This window comes from Luteimonas terrae (assembly GCF_031457535.1).
Classification (GTDB): Bacteria; Pseudomonadota; Gammaproteobacteria; order Xanthomonadales; family Xanthomonadaceae; genus Luteimonas; species Luteimonas terrae_A.
The window spans coordinates 255,244-271,493 of the sequence record NZ_JAVDWO010000001.1; the positions used below are offsets into that span (position 1 = coordinate 255,244).

General features: G+C 68.2%; 14 protein-coding genes. 6 read left to right on the forward strand and 8 right to left on the reverse strand.

From position 1 onward, the window contains the following. Positions 1-144: 144 nt before the first annotated feature. On the forward strand, positions 145-369 hold the full coding sequence (locus J2W68_RS01030; protein ID WP_310154715.1) for an RNA-binding S4 domain-containing protein: 225 nt from the start codon (positions 145-147) through the stop codon (positions 367-369). A 67-nt stretch (positions 370-436) separates the two neighbouring features. On the opposite strand, the gene J2W68_RS01035 is transcribed toward J2W68_RS01030, so the two are convergent. Next, positions 437-943, reverse strand: a complete 507-nt coding sequence (locus J2W68_RS01035) for a DUF4019 domain-containing protein (RefSeq protein WP_310231800.1) — start codon at positions 941-943, stop codon at positions 437-439. A 186-nt stretch (positions 944-1,129) separates the two neighbouring features. Here J2W68_RS01035 and J2W68_RS01040 point away from each other — a divergent pair, with 186 nt between their 5' ends. Continuing rightward, positions 1,130-1,687: a LemA family protein gene (locus J2W68_RS01040; RefSeq protein WP_310231802.1), complete on the forward strand. Its 558-nt coding sequence runs from the start codon at positions 1,130-1,132 to the stop codon at positions 1,685-1,687. Beyond that, positions 1,687-3,360 (forward strand): DUF2207 domain-containing protein, encoded by a 1,674-nt coding sequence (locus J2W68_RS01045; protein WP_310231805.1) that lies wholly within the window; start codon positions 1,687-1,689, stop codon positions 3,358-3,360. The genes J2W68_RS01040 and J2W68_RS01045 overlap by 1 nt, the downstream gene beginning before the upstream one ends. Positions 3,361-3,426: 66 nt before the next feature. On the opposite strand, the gene soxR is transcribed toward J2W68_RS01045, so the two are convergent. Next, the gene (gene soxR / locus J2W68_RS01050; protein ID WP_310231808.1) at positions 3,427-3,882 is read right to left on the reverse strand and encodes a redox-sensitive transcriptional activator SoxR; all 456 of its coding nucleotides are present in this window, start codon (positions 3,880-3,882) and stop codon (positions 3,427-3,429) included. A 68-nt stretch (positions 3,883-3,950) separates the two neighbouring features. On the opposite strand from soxR, the gene J2W68_RS01055 reads away from it, so the two are divergent. Continuing rightward, entirely contained in the window at positions 3,951-4,982 is a 1,032-nt protein-coding gene (locus tag J2W68_RS01055; protein ID WP_310231811.1) for a quinone oxidoreductase family protein, read from the forward strand. 101 nt (positions 4,983-5,083) lie between these two features. Further along, a complete protein-coding gene (locus J2W68_RS01060; protein ID WP_310231813.1) occupies positions 5,084-6,916 on the forward strand; it encodes an ABC transporter ATP-binding protein in 1,833 nt (610 codons plus the stop codon). A gap of 493 nt (positions 6,917-7,409) precedes the next feature. Here J2W68_RS01060 and J2W68_RS01065 read toward each other — a convergent pair whose 3' ends face one another. The 6 genes from J2W68_RS01065 to J2W68_RS01090 all read right to left on the reverse strand — a co-directional run bounded on the left by J2W68_RS01065 (position 7,410) and on the right by J2W68_RS01090 (position 15,546). Continuing rightward, positions 7,410-8,684 (reverse strand): hypothetical protein, encoded by a 1,275-nt coding sequence (locus J2W68_RS01065; protein ID WP_310231815.1) that lies wholly within the window; start codon positions 8,682-8,684, stop codon positions 7,410-7,412. 129 nt (positions 8,685-8,813) lie between these two features. Continuing rightward, a complete protein-coding gene (locus tag J2W68_RS01070; RefSeq protein ID WP_310231818.1) occupies positions 8,814-9,812 on the reverse strand; it encodes an alpha/beta fold hydrolase in 999 nt (332 codons plus the stop codon). A gap of 112 nt (positions 9,813-9,924) precedes the next feature. Then, positions 9,925-10,602 (reverse strand): SAM-dependent methyltransferase, encoded by a 678-nt coding sequence (locus J2W68_RS01075; RefSeq protein ID WP_310231821.1) that lies wholly within the window; start codon positions 10,600-10,602, stop codon positions 9,925-9,927. Beyond that, entirely contained in the window at positions 10,599-11,957 is a 1,359-nt protein-coding gene (locus J2W68_RS01080) for an APC family permease (RefSeq protein WP_310231822.1), read from the reverse strand. Before J2W68_RS01080 ends, J2W68_RS01075 begins: the two co-directional genes overlap by 4 nt. 227 nt (positions 11,958-12,184) lie before the next feature. Beyond that, a complete protein-coding gene (locus J2W68_RS01085; RefSeq protein ID WP_310231824.1) occupies positions 12,185-13,120 on the reverse strand; it encodes a ribonuclease H-like domain-containing protein in 936 nt (311 codons plus the stop codon). Then, positions 13,117-15,546: a DEAD/DEAH box helicase gene (locus tag J2W68_RS01090; protein ID WP_430539641.1), complete on the reverse strand. Its 2,430-nt coding sequence runs from the start codon at positions 15,544-15,546 to the stop codon at positions 13,117-13,119. The genes J2W68_RS01085 and J2W68_RS01090 overlap by 4 nt, the downstream gene beginning before the upstream one ends. Before the next feature lie 158 nt (positions 15,547-15,704). Between J2W68_RS01090 and J2W68_RS01095 the strand changes: the two genes are divergently transcribed. Continuing rightward, positions 15,705-16,244, forward strand: a complete 540-nt coding sequence (locus J2W68_RS01095) for a type 1 glutamine amidotransferase domain-containing protein (protein WP_310231826.1) — start codon at positions 15,705-15,707, stop codon at positions 16,242-16,244. The last annotated feature ends 6 nt before the right edge of the window (positions 16,245-16,250 follow it).

A 16,250-nucleotide genomic window follows, 5' to 3' on the forward strand; every position in this document is an offset into this window, starting at 1 on the left:
TCAATGGTCAGCGCTCACGTTAGCGCACCCCACCTGACCGCGCCCGCCACGCGATACGCCGCTGAATCAAGGGCGCGTCGCCGATGCACGCAGTCCGGAACTCACGATCGCGGATAATGCCGGTCCGTACCACGAGACAGACCGATGCCCGCGCCAATCGATTTCCCGCTGGAACGCGACCACGTCGAACTCAACCAGTTGCTCAAGCTCGCCGGTCTCTGCGACAGCGGCGGCGCCGGCAAGGCGATCGTCGCCAGTGGTGCGGTGTTCGTCGATGGCGTCGTCGAGTTGCGCAAGACCTGCAAGATCCGCGCGGACCAGACCGTCGAACTCGACGGCCAGGTGATCCGTGTCGTCGCGGCAGGCTGATTGAACGACGCAGACACACGAACGGCGCCCGCAGGCGCCGTTCGGCAATTCAAACCGGCAAGCCGGCTCAGCGCACGCTGTAGCCCGACACGCGCCAGGTGCGGTCTTCGTCGAAACGGAACGACACCAGCTCGCGGACTGCTTCGGGCTGGCTGGCGAACGTGGTCGGGGATGCGACGTTGATGTAGATACCTTCGGGCACCGCTTCACCGGCGCCGAACTGCGAGCGGCTGACAACAGGCTGATCGCGCTTGGTCGGCGCACCAAGGCGGTTGCGGTCGACATTGAGCTGGCGCACGAACTCGTCGCGGGTCACTGCGCTCTTCATCGTCGCCGACGCGCCGTCCCAGACTTCACCGGCGCGGTTGCTGTCGATCATCTGCATGACCTGCAGCGCAGCGGCGCCCATCTCGGCATCCTGGCGGGCGACCTGCGCCTGCTGCTCGGGGGTAAGCGGCGGCTGGGCGGCAGCCCCCGCTTGCGCGGCAGGCTGCGCTGGCGGCTGCTGGGCATGTGCAGCGGAGGCCGACGCGACCAGCAAAGCGGCCGACAGCGACAGGCGTAGAGCGTTCATCATCGTGACGTTCCTTGCAGAACTGCATTAGAAGTGGACCGAGTGTACGCATTGCATCGCGGCCGGCAAGCGCCCGCAAACCCGGCGCGACCGGGTGGCTCTGACGTGCTGAGCGGGTATGCTCGGCCGCTTCCCCGCTCCCGCATGGTCCATGGATCGAATTCCCGACATCACAGGCGGTCATCCATGATGGCCACCCTCATCGGGGGGCTGCTGCTCGCGGCCCTGTTGGTCTGGGCAGTCATCGTGTTCAACCGCCTGATGCGCTTGCGCAACCAGGTGCGGACGGCCTGGGCCGATATCGACGTCCAACTGGTGCGCCGCCATGACCTGGTGCCACAACTGGTCAGCGCGGTGCAGGCCTACGCTGCGCATGAGCGCGCCACGCTCGATGCGGTGACCGCTCTTCGCGCGCGCGCGATGGCCACCGCGGACGCAGCGACGCTGTCGGATCTCGAACAGAGCCTCGGCGCCGGCATCCAGCGCCTGATCGCGCTGCAGGAGGCCTATCCGGTCCTCGCAGCGAGCGACAACTTCGCGCAGTTGCAGGCCGATCTCGTCGAGGTCGAAACCCAGTTGCAATACGCGCGTCGCTTCTACAACGGCGCGGTGCGCGATCTCAACGATGCAGTGCAACGCGTGCCCGACACGCTCGTCGCGCGGCTGACGGGCGTCGGCCAGGCCGTCTACTTCCAGGCCGTCGATGACAGCCGGCGACCCGCAGCCGTGGAGCTGACGCGCTGATGCGGGGCGCGCTCCTGCTGCTCCTCGTCTGTATCGCGCTGCCCGCATGGACGCAGGAGCGGATCCTCCACCACGACGTCGATGTGCGGGTGCTGGCAGACGGCCGACTCGACGTGACCGAGCGCATTGAGGTGCGTGCCGAAGGCCGTACGTTCCGCCACGGCCTCGTCCGGGATTTCCCGGTCCGCTACCGCGATCCACAGGGCGATGTCGTGGTCACCGAAGTGCAGGTGCAGGACGTGCGGCGCGATGGCCGCGTCGAACCGTGGCGCATCGAGCGTGCCGGGGACGTGCTGAGGCTGTCCACCGGCGACGCCGGACATCTGAAGACGCCCTCGCAACCGGTCTACATGCTGCACTACCGCACAACGCGGCAACCCCTGTTCGGCGAGACGCAGGACGTGCTGTCGCTGGATGCAATCGGCGCCGATCAGGCAGTTCCCGTCGAACAGGGCTCGGTCACGGTTACCCTGCCACGCGCGGTCGCCGTCGACACCCTGCACGCCCACGGCGTGACCGGCGCAGCCGGTCGTGACTTCCATGTCGCCCTGTCGGCCGCGGGGACCGCCCGCTGGACACTGGCGCGACCGCTGCAGCCGCACGAAGGCCTGCATGTGAGACTGGCATTTCCCAAAGGCGTGATCGCGCCGCCGACGCTGCGCCAGCGCAGCCTCTGGTGGATGCACGATCACGCCGGCCTGCTGGTCGCGCTGACCGGACTGTTGTTGCTGGCGGGGTACTGCGTCGTGCGCTGGCGGCGTGTCCGCCAACCGCAGGTGCTGGGCGCCGTGCCGGATCTGCACGAACCACCGCCTGGCTTCTCACCAGCGGGCCTGCGCTACCTGCGGCGCATGCGCTACGACGCGCGCTGTTTTGCGGCGGATCTGCTCGCCAGCGCGGTCGACGATCACCTGTGCATCCTTCGCCAGCCACAGGGTACGCGTACCGGCTGGCGGATCCAGCGGACACACGAGGGCGCCCACACCCTGCCGACGATGGAGCAACGCGCGCAGTTATCCGCGTTGCTGCCCGAGCCTCACGATGCGGTGGATCTGCGCAGTCGCGAGCACACGCGAATCGCACAGGCCTGCAAGGCGCACGAGACTGCCCTGCGCAGACGCTTCGTGCCCGCACTGTTCCGCGCACACGGCGGCAGCATTCTCGGCGCTCTGGCCATCGCGATTCCAAGCGCGGCCGTGGCGCTGCGGCTGGCCTGGCATTCGCCGGCGTTGATGGCGACGCTCCTGGCTGTCGTGCTGATGGTGCCGATGCTGCTCGCATTCGCACTGCTGGTACGCGCGCCCACGGCGGAAGGCCGGCAACTGCTGGCACACGCGGAAGCCCTGCGCCGGTATCTGGTCGGCAGCGCGCACGCCGGGCGCCGCCTCGAGGGGAACCCTGATGTCCCGCCGCTCGACGCCAGGCGCTACCTGCGCCTGTTGCCGTACGCGGTGGCCCTCGACGCGGAAGATGCGTGGACCAAGGGTTTCGCAGCGCGGGTCGGCCCCCAGCGCGCGGTCGAAGCCGTCGCCGGCGTTCCCTGGTACCGCGGACTTGTCGTCACCGACCTGGCGCGTTTCAGCCGCTCGATGGGCGACAGCCTGACCGCGCGCATCGCCGCAACGGCGCGTCCGAAGAAAAAGCGGCACGCGGCAAAGTCCGCCCGGTCCTGAGCGTGTACGCGCGCGCCGGGTGAAGCGCCTGCGAAGCGCCTCGCGCACAGCCGAGGCCTGCCAGCGTCAGCCTTCGAGATACAGCGCGCCGGGTCCGCGTGCGCCGGCGACGTCGTCCGGGTTGCGCAGCGGACAGGCCTTCAGGGAAAGACAGCCGCAACCGATGCAGCCGTCGAGCTGGTCGCGCAGCCGCGTGAGCTGGTCGATGCGTGCGTCGAGTTCGGCGCGCCAACGGCGTGACAGGCGCGTCCAGTCGGCGGTCGTCGGCGTACGGCCATCAGGCAGCGTATCCAGTGCCTCGCGTATCGAGGCCAGCGGAATGCCGGCGCGCTGCGCGACCTTGATGATCGTCACCCGCCGCAACACCTCGCGGCCATAGCGTCGCTGGTTGCCGGCGTTGCGACCGCCGTGGATCAGTCCCTGACGCTCATAGAAATGCAGCGCCGAGACCGCCACGCCACTGCGCGTCGCCAGTTCGCCGACCGACAGTATTTCGTCCCCGCGCCGTGCACGCGTCGCCATGGCTTGACCTCAACATTGGTTGAGGTCATAGCCTGCGCGCCAATCCTCCTGCTGTCCACGGCCGCCCGATGACCTTCGACGATTCCACACTTCATCCCGCCCCCGGTTCCGAAGACTTCAGCGTGACCGGGGCGACGCTGGACGAGACCATGCTCGCCCTCGCCTTCGAGCGCTTCGGGGGGGCCGAGGTGCTGTCCCTGGTCGAGCGACCGATTCCGCTGCCCGGCGCGGGGCAAGTGCTTGTACGCGTGCTGTCGGCGGGCTTCGGCCCCTGGGATGTGCTGGAGCGTGAAGGCGCGCTGGCGCCATTCGCCTGCGGCGCGCCGGTGTTTCCCTACGTGCCCGGCGCCGAGGGCGCGGGCACGGTGGTGGACGTGGGCGCAGGCGTGCAGCGTCTGCGCGAGGGCGACCGGGTCTGCGGCCTGCTGCCATTGCGCAGTCCCAAGCACGGCTTCCACGCACAGTTCGTCGTCGTCGACGCGGACCATCTGTGGCCGGTGCCGCCGCGCCTCACGCTGCCGCAAGCGGCCGCGCTGCCGGTCGACGGCGGCCTGGCGATGCACGCGGTTGCGGTCGCACTGGCGCTCGGCCCGGGGGATACCGCGCTGGTGTTCGGCGCCAGCGGCGGCATCGGCCACATGGCGCTGCAGTTCGCGCGGCAGCGCGGCGCGCGCGTGCTGGCGGTGGCGTCGGGCGCAGACGGCGTGGCACTGGCCGAACGGCTCGGCGCGGACATGGCCATCGACGGCCGACGCCACGCATTAGCGCCGGCCCTGCGGATCTTCGCGCCCGACGGCCTCGACGCCGCGCTGCTGACCGCGAGCACGCCGGACGCCGGCACCATCGTCGATGCGCTTCGCCCCGGCGGTCGCATTGCCTGGCCGCGTGGCGTCTCGGCGCCGCCGGCGCGCGACGCCATTGCCGCATCGGCATTCGGCGCAGGCGCCGGCGCGCGCCAGGTCCATGCAGCCTGCCGCGCTGCGGCGCGCGGGCCGTTCCATCTGCACATCGACGCACGCTTCCCGCTGGCCGACGCCGCCGCGGCCGCAGCCGCGATCGGGCGCCATCACCTAGGCCGCATCGTGCTCGACGTGCCCTGATCGCACGCAGCGTTCGCAGCGCGTCGCGCCAGCCGCGACCGCCATCGCCGACAATAGGCGACCTATCCCCGCGCGCCTGCCGCGCCGCCATTGGATTCCCCATGCTTCGCTGGTTCGAAAACCGCATCGATCCCTTCCCGCCGTCGATCCCGACCCAGCCGCCAACCACGCTGTTCGCGTTCTGCATGCATTACGTGCGTGGCAGCGGCCGCTGGCTGCTGCTGATGGCCGCGTTCACCGCCTTGATCGCGGTGGCCGAGGTCGTGCTCTACGCCTACGTCGGTTCACTCGTCGACCGGCTGGCGTCGCATACGCCTGAGACCTTCATGGCGGCCGAAGGCGGTCGACTGGTCCTGATGGCCGTGCTGGTGCTGATCGGCCTGCCACTGCTGACCTGGTTCAACACGATGGTCATCCACCAGACTCTGCTCGGGAACTTCCCCATGCGGATCCGCTGGAATGTGCATCGCTATCTGCTGCGGCAGTCGATGAGCTACTTCCAGGAAGAGTTCGCCGGCCGCATCGCGACCAAGCTGATGCAGACCTCGCTGGCCGTGCGCGAGACGGTGATCAAGCTGCTCGACGTCGGCAACTACGTCATCGTCTATTTCACCGGCGCGATCATCGTCGCCGCCGCGGCCGACTGGCGGATGATGCTGCCGTTCATTGGCTGGCTGCTGCTCTACGGCGCGCTGATGTGGCGCTTCGTGCCGCAGCTGAGCCGCATCTCTGAGAAACAGGCCGACGCGCGGTCGGTGATGACCGGACGCATCGTCGACAGCTACACCAACATCGCAACCGTCAAGCTGTTCTCGCATTCGCAGCGCGAGCAGGCCTACGCACGCGAGGCGATGGACGGTTTCCTGCAGACCGTGCACCGGCAGATGCGCCTGGTGACGATCGTCAACGTCTGCAACTACGTGCTGAACATGTTGCTGGTCGCCTCCGTCGCAGGCCTGGGCCTGTGGCTGTGGCTCGTTGGTGCGATCAGCACCGGCTCGATCGCCGTGGGTCTGGCGCTGGCGCTGCGCATGCTCGGCATGTCGCAATGGATCATGTGGGAGCTGTCGTCGCTGTTCGAGAACATCGGCACGGTGCGCGACGGCATCAATTCGATCTCGCTCGCGCCGACCGTCGAGGACACACCCGATGCGCCGCCGCTGGCGAAGATCGCCGGCGACATCCGCTTCGAACATGTCGACTTCCACTACGGCCAGAACGACCGCAGCGTCATCGAAGATCTCGACCTGCACGTGCGGCCCGGCGAGAAGATCGGCCTGGTCGGGCGTTCGGGTGCCGGCAAATCGACGCTGGTGAATCTGCTGCTGCGGTTCTATGACCGCGAGGCCGGCACGATCCGCATCGACGGTACCGACATCGCGACGATCGAACAGGACTCGCTGCGCGCGCAGATCGGCATGGTCACCCAGGACACCTCGCTGCTGCACCGCTCGGTACGCGAGAACATCCTCTACGGCCGCCCGGATGCGAGCGAGGCGGAGATGATCGAGGCGGCCAGGCGCGCCGAGGCGCACGAGTTCATCCAGACGTTGAGCGATGCCAAGGGCCGCACCGGCTACGACGCCCACGTGGGCGAGCGCGGCGTCAAACTCTCCGGCGGCCAGCGCCAGCGCATCGCCATCGCTCGCGTACTGCTGAAAAACGCGCCGATCCTGGTGCTCGACGAAGCCACGTCGGCACTGGACTCGGAAGCCGAAGCCGCAATCCAGGAAAACCTCTATCGCCTGATGCAGGGCAAGACGGTCATCGCGATCGCGCATCGCCTGTCGACGATCGCGGCCATGGACCGGCTGATCGTCATGGACCGCGGCCGCATCGTCGAGCAAGGCACGCACGAGGCGCTGGTCGCCGGCGACGGCGTGTATGCGCAGCTGTGGAAGCGGCAGTCGGGTGGGTTTCTGGCGGAGGGATGAGGCGTTGGCGCAGCGCGCCTATCGCGACCCAAGCGTCATCTTGTTGAGTCCCTCTCACTCTGGCGTGAGGTGGCACACATGCGAGCCACTGGCTCACGTGCCGACGCGCGCCATCGCGGCAACGCGAGGGCCGGGGCGCGGAGCGGGAGTTGGGGTGAGGGAGACAGGTCGCGGAAATCTTCGAGCGCTAGCGCTTTGAGCCCCTCTCCCTCAGGGAGAGGGGTTGGGGTGAGGGAAGCAGGTCGTGGATCACCGAAGGCGGCCCTAGGCCTTTTCACGGATGACTGGTCGAACCTCGCCCTCACCCGACGCGCTCCGCGCGTCGCCCCCGGATCAAGTCCGGGCAGGCTCTTTCCCAAAGGGAGAGGTGCTCAGTTCATGGCGGCCGGTTCGCCCCTGAGCCTGCAGTCTTCAATCAGTTCTTCGCGTTAATGCCGTTCCCACGGCCTGGCTCCACAGCCACGCCTGGATCAGCGCGAACCCCTTGCGCCAATTACGGAACAGGCGCCTCCGCCTCTTCATCCGTCGCCGAATCACCCTCGTCCGCAGGCTCGCTCGCCGCCCCAGCCCGCGACTCGGCAGAGACCGCCGCAGGTGCCGGCGTCGGCGTCGCACGCGTCGGCGTTGCAGGACGTGCAGCAGGCCGCGGTTCGCCCACAGGCACGCCGAGAATGCGCAAGCGGCTGGCATTGCCGGCTGCAGCGGTCAGCGCGCCGACCAGATCGAACTCCGACAGCGGACTCTCGGTCGGGCACTGCTCGTCGGGGAAACCGAACTTGCCGCGCAGCTCGAGGCCACAGTTCGCCATCTGTTCGACATCACGGTCGGGCGCGTTGCAGGTGGTGTCGAACGCACGCGAGTACGCATCGCGTCGGGCGACGAAATCCTGGCCGCATTTGCGCATCAGACGCAGGCGGTCCAGATCGTCCTGGGCCGGATTCACGCCGTCGAGGCCATAGAGCTTGAGTTCGTCCGGGGTGAGGATGCGCAGGCTGCGGTTGGGCACGGCCATCATCAGGTCGGCGACCGCGACCGCGGCGCCATTGCGCTCCAGGTAATCGCGCACCCGGCCGTAGACCGCGCGCAGTTCGCGGTTGAGCTCGGCGCGGGTCGAGGCGCTGGAACTCATGCGGATGATGCGGTGGATACCGACGCGTCCGCCGATCAGACGGGTGTCGCCACCGGCCAGCAGGAACACGCAGGAGCTGTGACACACCGCGCCTTCGCGCACCCAGATCGTCCAACGCGTTTCGGCGATCACGTCGCCGGCGCGGATGGCCTCCTCGACCATGCCGCCACTGGAATCGATGTCGAGCACGCGCTTGTTGATCGACAGTTCGTCGGCCACCACGGCCAGCCGCTTCATCAGGCGGGTGAAGTCTTCCGTCACCCGGCCCTTGAAGCGCAGCCGGAACACGCCACGTTCGGCGCAGTCGTCCATCGCCTCGCGCAGCGCGTCCTGATCGAACGCGGTCAGCGGAGCGCCATCGCCGGCATTGGCGTAATCGAGTTCGCAGCTGATCGAAGCGGTGGCTCCGGCCAACGTCATCGGCGACCAGTCCACCGCGCCGGTGTCGGGCTCGGCAACGGGCACGGCGGGTACGGCGTCCACGTCCACCGGCGCGCTGCTCACCGCACCCCCTTCCTCGGGGCTTGCGACCTCCACCGTCTCGACCGGCGGCGTGGTGTCTTCCACGGTGCGCTGGCAGGCCGCCAATCCCAGACAGGCGATCAGCAACACGGGCAGTGGCAGGCGCCGGATCAGCATCGGAAAACAGGTCCTGTTGGGCGGAGCGCACGACGCGCGGTGTAGTGACCAGTCTAGGGGCTGCGCCCTGCCCCGGACGAATGCGGAATGAATGTCGAATCGGCCATGGCTGCGAGGGTCGTGGTGTCGTCAACGGGGCACGAGTCCGCGCAGCAGGGCCGCATGGAATTCGTCCGGCGCCTCGACCTGCGGGGAATGGCCCAGCGCCGGAAACTCGATCAACTGTGCATCGGGAATGGACTCGGCGGCCTTGCGGCCCAGCGCCGGGTAATCGCCCAGCCGCGCGGCCACCACTTCGGGCGCGCGGTTCGCGCCGGGCGCGGTGCGGTCCTTGCCCCCGATCATCAGCAGCGTGGGCACGCGCAGCGCCGGAAATTCGTGGACGACCGGCTGGGTGAACACCATCTCGGAGGTCTGCGCCTGGTTCCAGGCGACGATCTCGCGATCAGGACCGGCGTACATGCCGGCGAGCATGTCGACCCAGCGGTCGTAGCGCGGCGCCCACTGGCCGTCGTAGTAGAACTTCAGCTGGTAGGCCTTGATGCTGTCGAACGTGGTCTTGCGCTCACCCTCGGCCATCGTGTCGATACTCGCGTACGGCACGCCCTCGGCCTGCCAATCCTCCAGGCCGATCGGATTGACCAGCACCAGTTGCTCGACCGCGTCGGGATACTGCAGCGCGTAGCGCGTGGCCAGCATGCCGCCCATCGAATGCCCGATCAGCACCGCACGCTCGACGCCCAGCGCTTCGAGCAGGCCCTGCGTGTTCGCCGCCAACTGGGCGAATGAGAACTGGTAGCCACGCGGCTTGGTGGACCCGCAGAAGCCGATCTGGTCGGGCGCGATCACCCGCCAGCCGGCCTCGACCAGCACGGTGATCGTGTCGTCCCAGGTCGGCCCGCAGAAGTTCTTGCCGTGCAGCAGTACCGCCGTGCGTCCATTGCCCGCGCCCTCGGGTCGCACGTCCATGTAGGCCATCGACAGTGCCTGCCCCTGCGAATCGAACGCGTGTGCCTGACGCGGGTGCGGATAGTCGAAGCCCTGCAGCTCGCCGCCATAGGGCGATGCGGACACGGATGTGGCCGACAGTGCAGCGAGCGACAGGAGATACGGTGCAATGCGGATCATCGGGCGGTCTCTTGCAGGGGCAGCGATCATGGCAGTGCGCCGCCGGCGGACGACCGGCGACGCGTGGCGGCGCGCGTCAGCAAGCAAGCGCCGCAAAACGTTGCGCAGGTGCTCAGCGCTCGGGCACGGTCCACAGGTAGATGCGGGTGCCGTCGATTTCCTGGGTCTGCTCGGGTTTCCACTGGTCGGCCATGTCGAAGGCGTGGCTGACGATGCGTGTGCCGGGCTTGAGCTCGGCCAGCAGCTTGGGCCGCAGCTTCACGTTGAGGCTCTGCAGCAGATACAGCGTGACCACGCTGGCCTCGCTGATGTCTTCCTCGAACAGGTCGGCTTCCTTGAACGTGACCAGATCGGTGACACCTGCCGTTTCCGCGTTCGCGTTCGCCTCGCGCACGCGAACCGGATTGATGTCGATGCCGACGCCGCGCACGCCGAAGCGCTGGGCCGCGGCGATCGGGATGCGGCCATCGCCAGAGCCCAGGTCGTAGAGCACATCGCCTTCTTTGACGCCGGCGAGGTTGAGCATCGCGTCGACGACAGGTTCGGGCGTCGGTACGTAGATCACATCGGGCTCGCGCGACGGCGCGGGCGCACCCTCGGCGTACGGCGAATCGGGACCGATGGCGGCGGTGACGGTGTGCGTGGTGTTCATCGCCGCGTCGTCGTCCGCCGCGGCTGGACTCGCGGCGCTGCCGTCGACCGGTTCATAGGCGTTGACCGCCTGGTCGGCGCAGGCCAGCAGGAACGGGGCGCAGATGGCGAGTGCGAGCAGGGTCTTCTTCGACTTCATGACGGTGTCTCCTCGGAAAGCGGGATCGGTTTGAACAGCAACAGCAGCAGGCCGCCCACCGCGAGCACGGCAACGCCGACAAGCGCCCCGCGGCCGGTGTAGGCCAGACTGGAATACAGCAGATAGGCGCTGGTCGCGCAGAACAGCAGCGGCAGCAGCGGATACAGCGGCACGCGGAACGGCCGCGCCAGATCGGGATCGCGTCGGCGCAGCACGAACAGCGAAATGCCGACCATCAGGAAGAACAGCCAGAACACCGGCGCCGTGTACTCCACCGCCACCTCGAAACCATCGCGCGCAAACGCACCGAGCGTGACCAGTGCAAGCGCCAGCACCCCCTGCGTCATGATCGCCGCGCGCGGCGTACCGCTGCGCGCGTCCCAACGGCCGATGAAACCGAGCGCGGGGAAGTCGCGGCCGACGGCGTATACGCTGCGCGCGCCGGTGATCATCGTCGCGTTCGCCGACGTCAGCGCAGCAGCCACGACGATCGCGCTCATCAACACCGCGCCGGTCGGTCCGAACACGCGTCCCATGACCTCGGCCGCGACGGCGTTGTGCTCGGCCATGCCGCCCAGGCCCAGCACCCGCAGGTACGCCAGGTTCACCAGCACGTACAGCGCGGCGATCGCGATCAGGCTCAGGATCAGCACGCGCGGCATCCATTTCTTCGCATCGCGCACTTCGGAGGTCACATAGACCGCCTCGTTCCAGCCGCCGTAGGTCAGCAGCACGAACACCAGAATCAGGCCGATCGCGCTGTCACCGCCGCTGCCCGGAATCGGCGCGATGTCAGTCGGCGCGAACCACAGTCCGGCTACGATGATCACCAGCACGCCGACGATCTCGGTGATCGTCAGCCATGTCTGCACCGCGGCGCCCTGCCGAGTGCCGATCCAGTTGATGGCAGTCAGGCCGATCACCGCAGCAGCGGCGTAGAGCGCCGACGACCATGGGCCCAAGTCGAACAGCTGCGCCATGTAGTCACCCACGATGAAGCACAGCAGCGCGATCGAACCGGTCTGGATCACCGACACGCGCGCCCAGGCGAACAGGAATGCGGGGCGCGGGCCGTAGGCGCGTCGCAGATAGGTGTAGTCGCCGCCGGCCTGCGGATAGGTGGTCGCGAGTTCGGCGTAGCACAGCGCGCCGATGATCGACAGGATGCCGCCCACCACCCAGGCCGCGAGCATGACGAATTCACTCCCCGACGCACCGGCGATCAACGAAGGCGTGCGGAAGATGCCGGCCCCGACGACGACGCCGATGGTGATCGCGAACGCGTCGCGCGCACGAAGTGTGGCGCGCGGTGGCACTTGGTCGGCCGTCGCAGGCCGGCGTTCGCGTATATCCATGGGGCTCCAGAGTGGCGCGGCACATCGCTGCCGGTCGGCGAGCGATTCGGAACTGCTGGGCCTGCCGATTCAAGCATCCTTGCGATGCGGAGCACGTGAACGCGCGGTGCATGGACCGTAGGAGCGCGCTTGCGCGCGAAGAAGCATTCCCGGCCAGACCCCATCGCGCGCAAGCGCGCTCCTACACGCACAGATCTGTGCGCCGGCAATCTGTCGCGCGGGTCCACTCAGTCGAAGGCCCAATCCGTCACCGGAGCGTCCACCGCGTCCGGCACCACCACCGTATCGACGACGGCCTCGTCGCGCATCGCCTCCAGCACGCCGAACAGGCTGCGCAGATCCTGTGCGTTGTGCAGCCCCACGCGGCGCAGCTTGTCCGCGCTGCCGCCGCGCAGATAGTCCAGCCACGCCGCGGGCGCTTCGCTGCCCGGCAGGTCGTCCTCGCGCAGCACGCCGAGCAGTTCGCGTTCGACCGTCGCCAGCTTGCAGTTGGCCCACACGCCGCGATAGCGGCGCCGCACCGGATGCAGCAGGTCGACATGGCGCAGCTCGATCAGCGGATCGCGCAGGCGCGCGAGCCGATAGCGCGTCGTCAGCAAGGGCCGGTCGTAACTGCGGCCGTTGTAGCTGACCAGCACGGTTTCAGGGCGCAGCCATTTCGAGAACGTCTTCAGCATCTCGCGCTCGGCGCCCAGCGTGGTGATGCACAGCTGGCGGATGCGCAACCGCCCCTCGACGAAATCGGCGGCGCCGATCATGAAGGCCCGCGTGCCGGTACCGCCGGCGAGGCCGGTGGTCTCGGTGTCGAAGGCCAGCAGATCGGTTCGCCGTGCCGGTTCGTGGCGGATGTCGTAGAGCGCGAGTTCGCCATCGTCGTGCGGCCACGGCGCGGTCTGCTCCAGATAGCGCAGACCGGGGGCGATCTCCTCCCCGGGCAGCGCGCGATCGACCGGTCCGGACGGGCGCTTCGCCGGCGTGGGCACGCGCAGCTTCATCAGTTTGCGCAATTGCGCGACGACCTCCTCCGGTGAACGCGCACCATCGGCACGTGGCCACTGCGCGCGCGTTGCAGTCGTCGGCATCGGCGGCGTCGGGGTCACCGACGGCAAGGCCGTCCCGGCCTGGCTGCGCAACAGGCCGAGGCGTTTGGCCAACGCGCTCATGCGGGCAGCTGCGGCGCGTGCGCCAGCAGTTCGATCACGCGCGCAGCGAGCTGGCGCGGCGTGCGTTCGGCATCCTCCTCCGACGCGAGAATGGGACCGACGCAGGCCGGACAGCCGGCGCGGCAGCTGCAGGACGCGACCAGCGCCGCGGCCTGGACGAGCAGTTCATCGCGCCGCTCGTACAGCGGCGACGACAGGCCCACACCGCCGGGGTAGTTGTCGTAGAGATACAGCGTGGGCGTGAACCGGGCGATGCCCTCGAAATCCAGCGCGGCGCCATCGCCATCGCGCAACTGGCCGCGGCCACGCTGGTCGGCGGTCGCGAACCAAGTTCCGTCGCCACTGCCCACCGCCTTCTGCAGATCGCGGCTTTCCGCCATCACCGCGACCTGCGCAACCAGGTGCAGCGCATACGACGCACCGAGAAAACCATCGAGCGCCTCGTGGCGCGCATCGAACGCGCGGTCCAGCGCGGCTTGCGGCAACTGCCACCACACCGCACTCGTATGCAGTTCCTGGTCCGGCAGGTTCACCGGCCCGTAGCCGATGTTCTCGTGGGTGTGGAAGCGGATCTTCTTGTAGCCCGACACGCGCCGCACCACATGCACTTCGCCCAGGTGCGCACTCCCCTGCCCCGCGTCGGCCTGCTCTTCATCGTCGAGGACTTTCAGCTTGGTGTAGTCGATCGCATCGGTGTAGTAGTCGACCTGGGTGCGGGTGACGTAGGCCTTGCGGCCCTCCCAGTCGAGGCGCTCCACCTGGAAGGGCTCGGACTGGATCATGTGGATCGCGCCCTCGTACAACGTGAGCGCGGCCGCGGAGTAGTCGACCTCGGCAATGATCGTCTGCCGGCCATCGGTACGGTCGACGACGACGAAGTTGCCGTCGGCGACCGAGCGCAGGTTCACCGCCTGCGCCGGATAGCTGTCGGCGATCCACTCCCAGCGGTCGCCCTCGTGATGCAGCACACCGGATTCGGCGAGCACTTCCAGCCACGGCAATGGTGCGACCGGGCCGAAGCCGTCGCCGTCGACGAACGGCAGCTCGAACGCGGCGCAGCGGATGTGGTCGAGCAGGATCAGCGACTGGTCGGGCTCGATGCGCGCGTGCTCGGGATTGGCGTCGGCGAAGAACTCCGGATGCCGCACCACGTACTGGTCCATCGGCTCGGAGCTCGCCACCAGCACGCCGACCGAGGGTTGCTGCCGGCGCCCCGCCCGACCGAAACGCTGCCACGTCGCCGAGATGCTGCCCGGATAGCCGTTGAGCACCACGACATCGAGGCTGCCGATGTCGACGCCCAGCTCCAGCGCCGAGGTGCTGACGATGCCGTCGATGTTGCCCGCGCGCATCTCGCGCTCGGCCGCGCGGCGTTCGGTCGGCAGATAGCCACCGCGGTAGGCGCGAATGCGCTTGGGCTTGCGCGGATCGTGGTCGAAGACTTCCTTCAGATACTTCGTCAGCACTTCGACCATCAGCCGCGTCTGGCAGAACACCAGCGTCTTGAGGCCCGCGCGGATCGCCATGCGCGCGATGCGGTTGGACTGCGAGCGCGCCGAGGCGCGCAGGCCGAGATCCGGATTGATCACCGGCGGATTCCACAGCAGCACGTGCTTGTCGCCGCGCGGCGCGCCGGATTCGAGGATCGCCTCCAGCGCGGCGTCGTCCACTTCCACCAGCGCAGCGCCGTGCTCGCGTGCATTGCCGATCGTCGCCGAGCACAGGATGAACTGTGGGGTCACGCCGTAGAACGCGCAGACGCGCTTGAGCCGGCGGATCACGTTGGCGACATGCGAGCCGAACACGCCGCGGTAGGTGTGGATCTCGTCGATCACCACATAGCGCAAGTTCTCGAAGAACTGCGCCCACTTGGTGTGATGCGGCAGGATCGCCTGGTGCAGCATGTCGGGATTGCTGACCACGATGTCGCCGTTGATGCGGATCGCCTGGCGCGCGTCGCCCGGGGTGTCACCGTCGAAGGTCGCCGCGCGCAGGCCCAGCTCGCCGGCCTTGTTGAGCTCCAGCAGTTCGGCCACCTGGTCCTGCGCCAGTGCCTTGGTCGGAAACAGGTACAGCGCCTTGCTGCGCGCTGTAATCGCCGCCGACAGCACCGGCAGCGTGTAGCACAAGGATTTTCCCGAAGCGGTCGGGGTCGCGACGACGAGATGGCGACCGGCCTGCGTCGCGGCCCAAGCCTGCGCCTGATGGCGATACAGCCGGTCGATGCCGCGACTGCGCAGCGCGCGTGCCAGCGCCTCGGGCACGTCGTCGGGCAAGGGCGCGTAGTCGCCGGCCTGGCCGGGCAGCAGCAAGGTGCCGGTCACGCGGCCCGGATATTTCGCTGCGAGCTTCGTCGCCAATGCGCTGCCGGACACGGCGTCGCCAGCGGTCGCCAGTGCCTGCACAGGCTTGAGAATTGCGTTCAAGGGCCTGCTCCGGCGCGTTTGATATCGGGGCGCAAGCGTGGCCGCGGCGCGTCTCACCAGACGAGACTGAAGTCTCACACGCGGCGAACGGCCGCTTCACGGCAGAGGGACTCGGCCTCGCCCAGCATCGTCGCTTCATTCCCCCGGAGACACCCCCGATGCAGAACCTCGACGGCAAGAAGATCGCCATCCTCGCCACCGACGGCTTCGAACAGTCCGAACTCGAGCAGCCGCTCAAGGCGCTGAAGGACGCCGGTGCACATGTCGACGTCATCTCGCCCGGCGATGCCAGCTCGATCAAGGGCTGGGACCAGAAGGACTGGGGCCGCAGCGTCGACGTCGATGTCGCCCTGTCCAAGGCCGACTCCGGCAGCTACGACGCACTGGTGCTGCCCGGCGGCCAGATGAATCCGGATGTGCTGCGCGCCGACAAGGACGCCGTGGCATTCGTGCGTGCATTCGGCGATGCCGGCAAGCCGGTCGCGGCGATCTGCCATGGTCCGTGGCTGCTGGTGGAAAGCGGCCTGGCAAAGGGCCGCAAGGTGACATCGTGGCCTTCGGTGAAGACCGACCTCGTCAATGCAGGCGCAAGCTGGGAAGATTCGGAAGTCGTCGTCGACGGCAACCTGATCACCAGCCGCAAGCCGGACGACATCCCGGCGTTCAACGCTGCGATCGCCAAGGCGGTCGCAGGCTGACACCTA

What these genes read in the sequence shown, in the direction of transcription:
- J2W68_RS01055 (WP_310231811.1), top strand. Translation starts at nt 3,951, where the DNA reads ATGACCTTCGACGATTCCACACTTCATCCCGCCCCCGGTTCCGAAGAC.
- J2W68_RS01065 (WP_310231815.1), bottom strand. Translation starts at nt 8,684, where the DNA reads ATGCTGATCCGGCGCCTGCCACTGCCCGTGTTGCTGATCGCCTGTCTG.
- J2W68_RS01040 (WP_310231802.1), top strand. Translation starts at nt 1,130, where the DNA reads ATGATGGCCACCCTCATCGGGGGGCTGCTGCTCGCGGCCCTGTTGGTC.
- J2W68_RS01060 (WP_310231813.1), top strand. Translation starts at nt 5,084, where the DNA reads ATGCTTCGCTGGTTCGAAAACCGCATCGATCCCTTCCCGCCGTCGATC.
- J2W68_RS01070 (WP_310231818.1), bottom strand. Translation starts at nt 9,812, where the DNA reads ATGATCCGCATTGCACCGTATCTCCTGTCGCTCGCTGCACTGTCGGCC.
- J2W68_RS01030 (WP_310154715.1), top strand. Translation starts at nt 145, where the DNA reads ATGCCCGCGCCAATCGATTTCCCGCTGGAACGCGACCACGTCGAACTC.
- J2W68_RS01085 (WP_310231824.1), bottom strand. Translation starts at nt 13,120, where the DNA reads ATGAGCGCGTTGGCCAAACGCCTCGGCCTGTTGCGCAGCCAGGCCGGG.
- J2W68_RS01035 (WP_310231800.1), bottom strand. Translation starts at nt 943, where the DNA reads ATGAACGCTCTACGCCTGTCGCTGTCGGCCGCTTTGCTGGTCGCGTCG.
- soxR (WP_310231808.1), bottom strand. Translation starts at nt 3,882, where the DNA reads ATGGCGACGCGTGCACGGCGCGGGGACGAAATACTGTCGGTCGGCGAA.
- J2W68_RS01080 (WP_310231822.1), bottom strand. Translation starts at nt 11,957, where the DNA reads ATGGATATACGCGAACGCCGGCCTGCGACGGCCGACCAAGTGCCACCG.
- J2W68_RS01045 (WP_310231805.1), top strand. Translation starts at nt 1,687, where the DNA reads ATGCGGGGCGCGCTCCTGCTGCTCCTCGTCTGTATCGCGCTGCCCGCA.
- J2W68_RS01095 (WP_310231826.1), top strand. Translation starts at nt 15,705, where the DNA reads ATGCAGAACCTCGACGGCAAGAAGATCGCCATCCTCGCCACCGACGGC.
- J2W68_RS01075 (WP_310231821.1), bottom strand. Translation starts at nt 10,602, where the DNA reads ATGAAGTCGAAGAAGACCCTGCTCGCACTCGCCATCTGCGCCCCGTTC.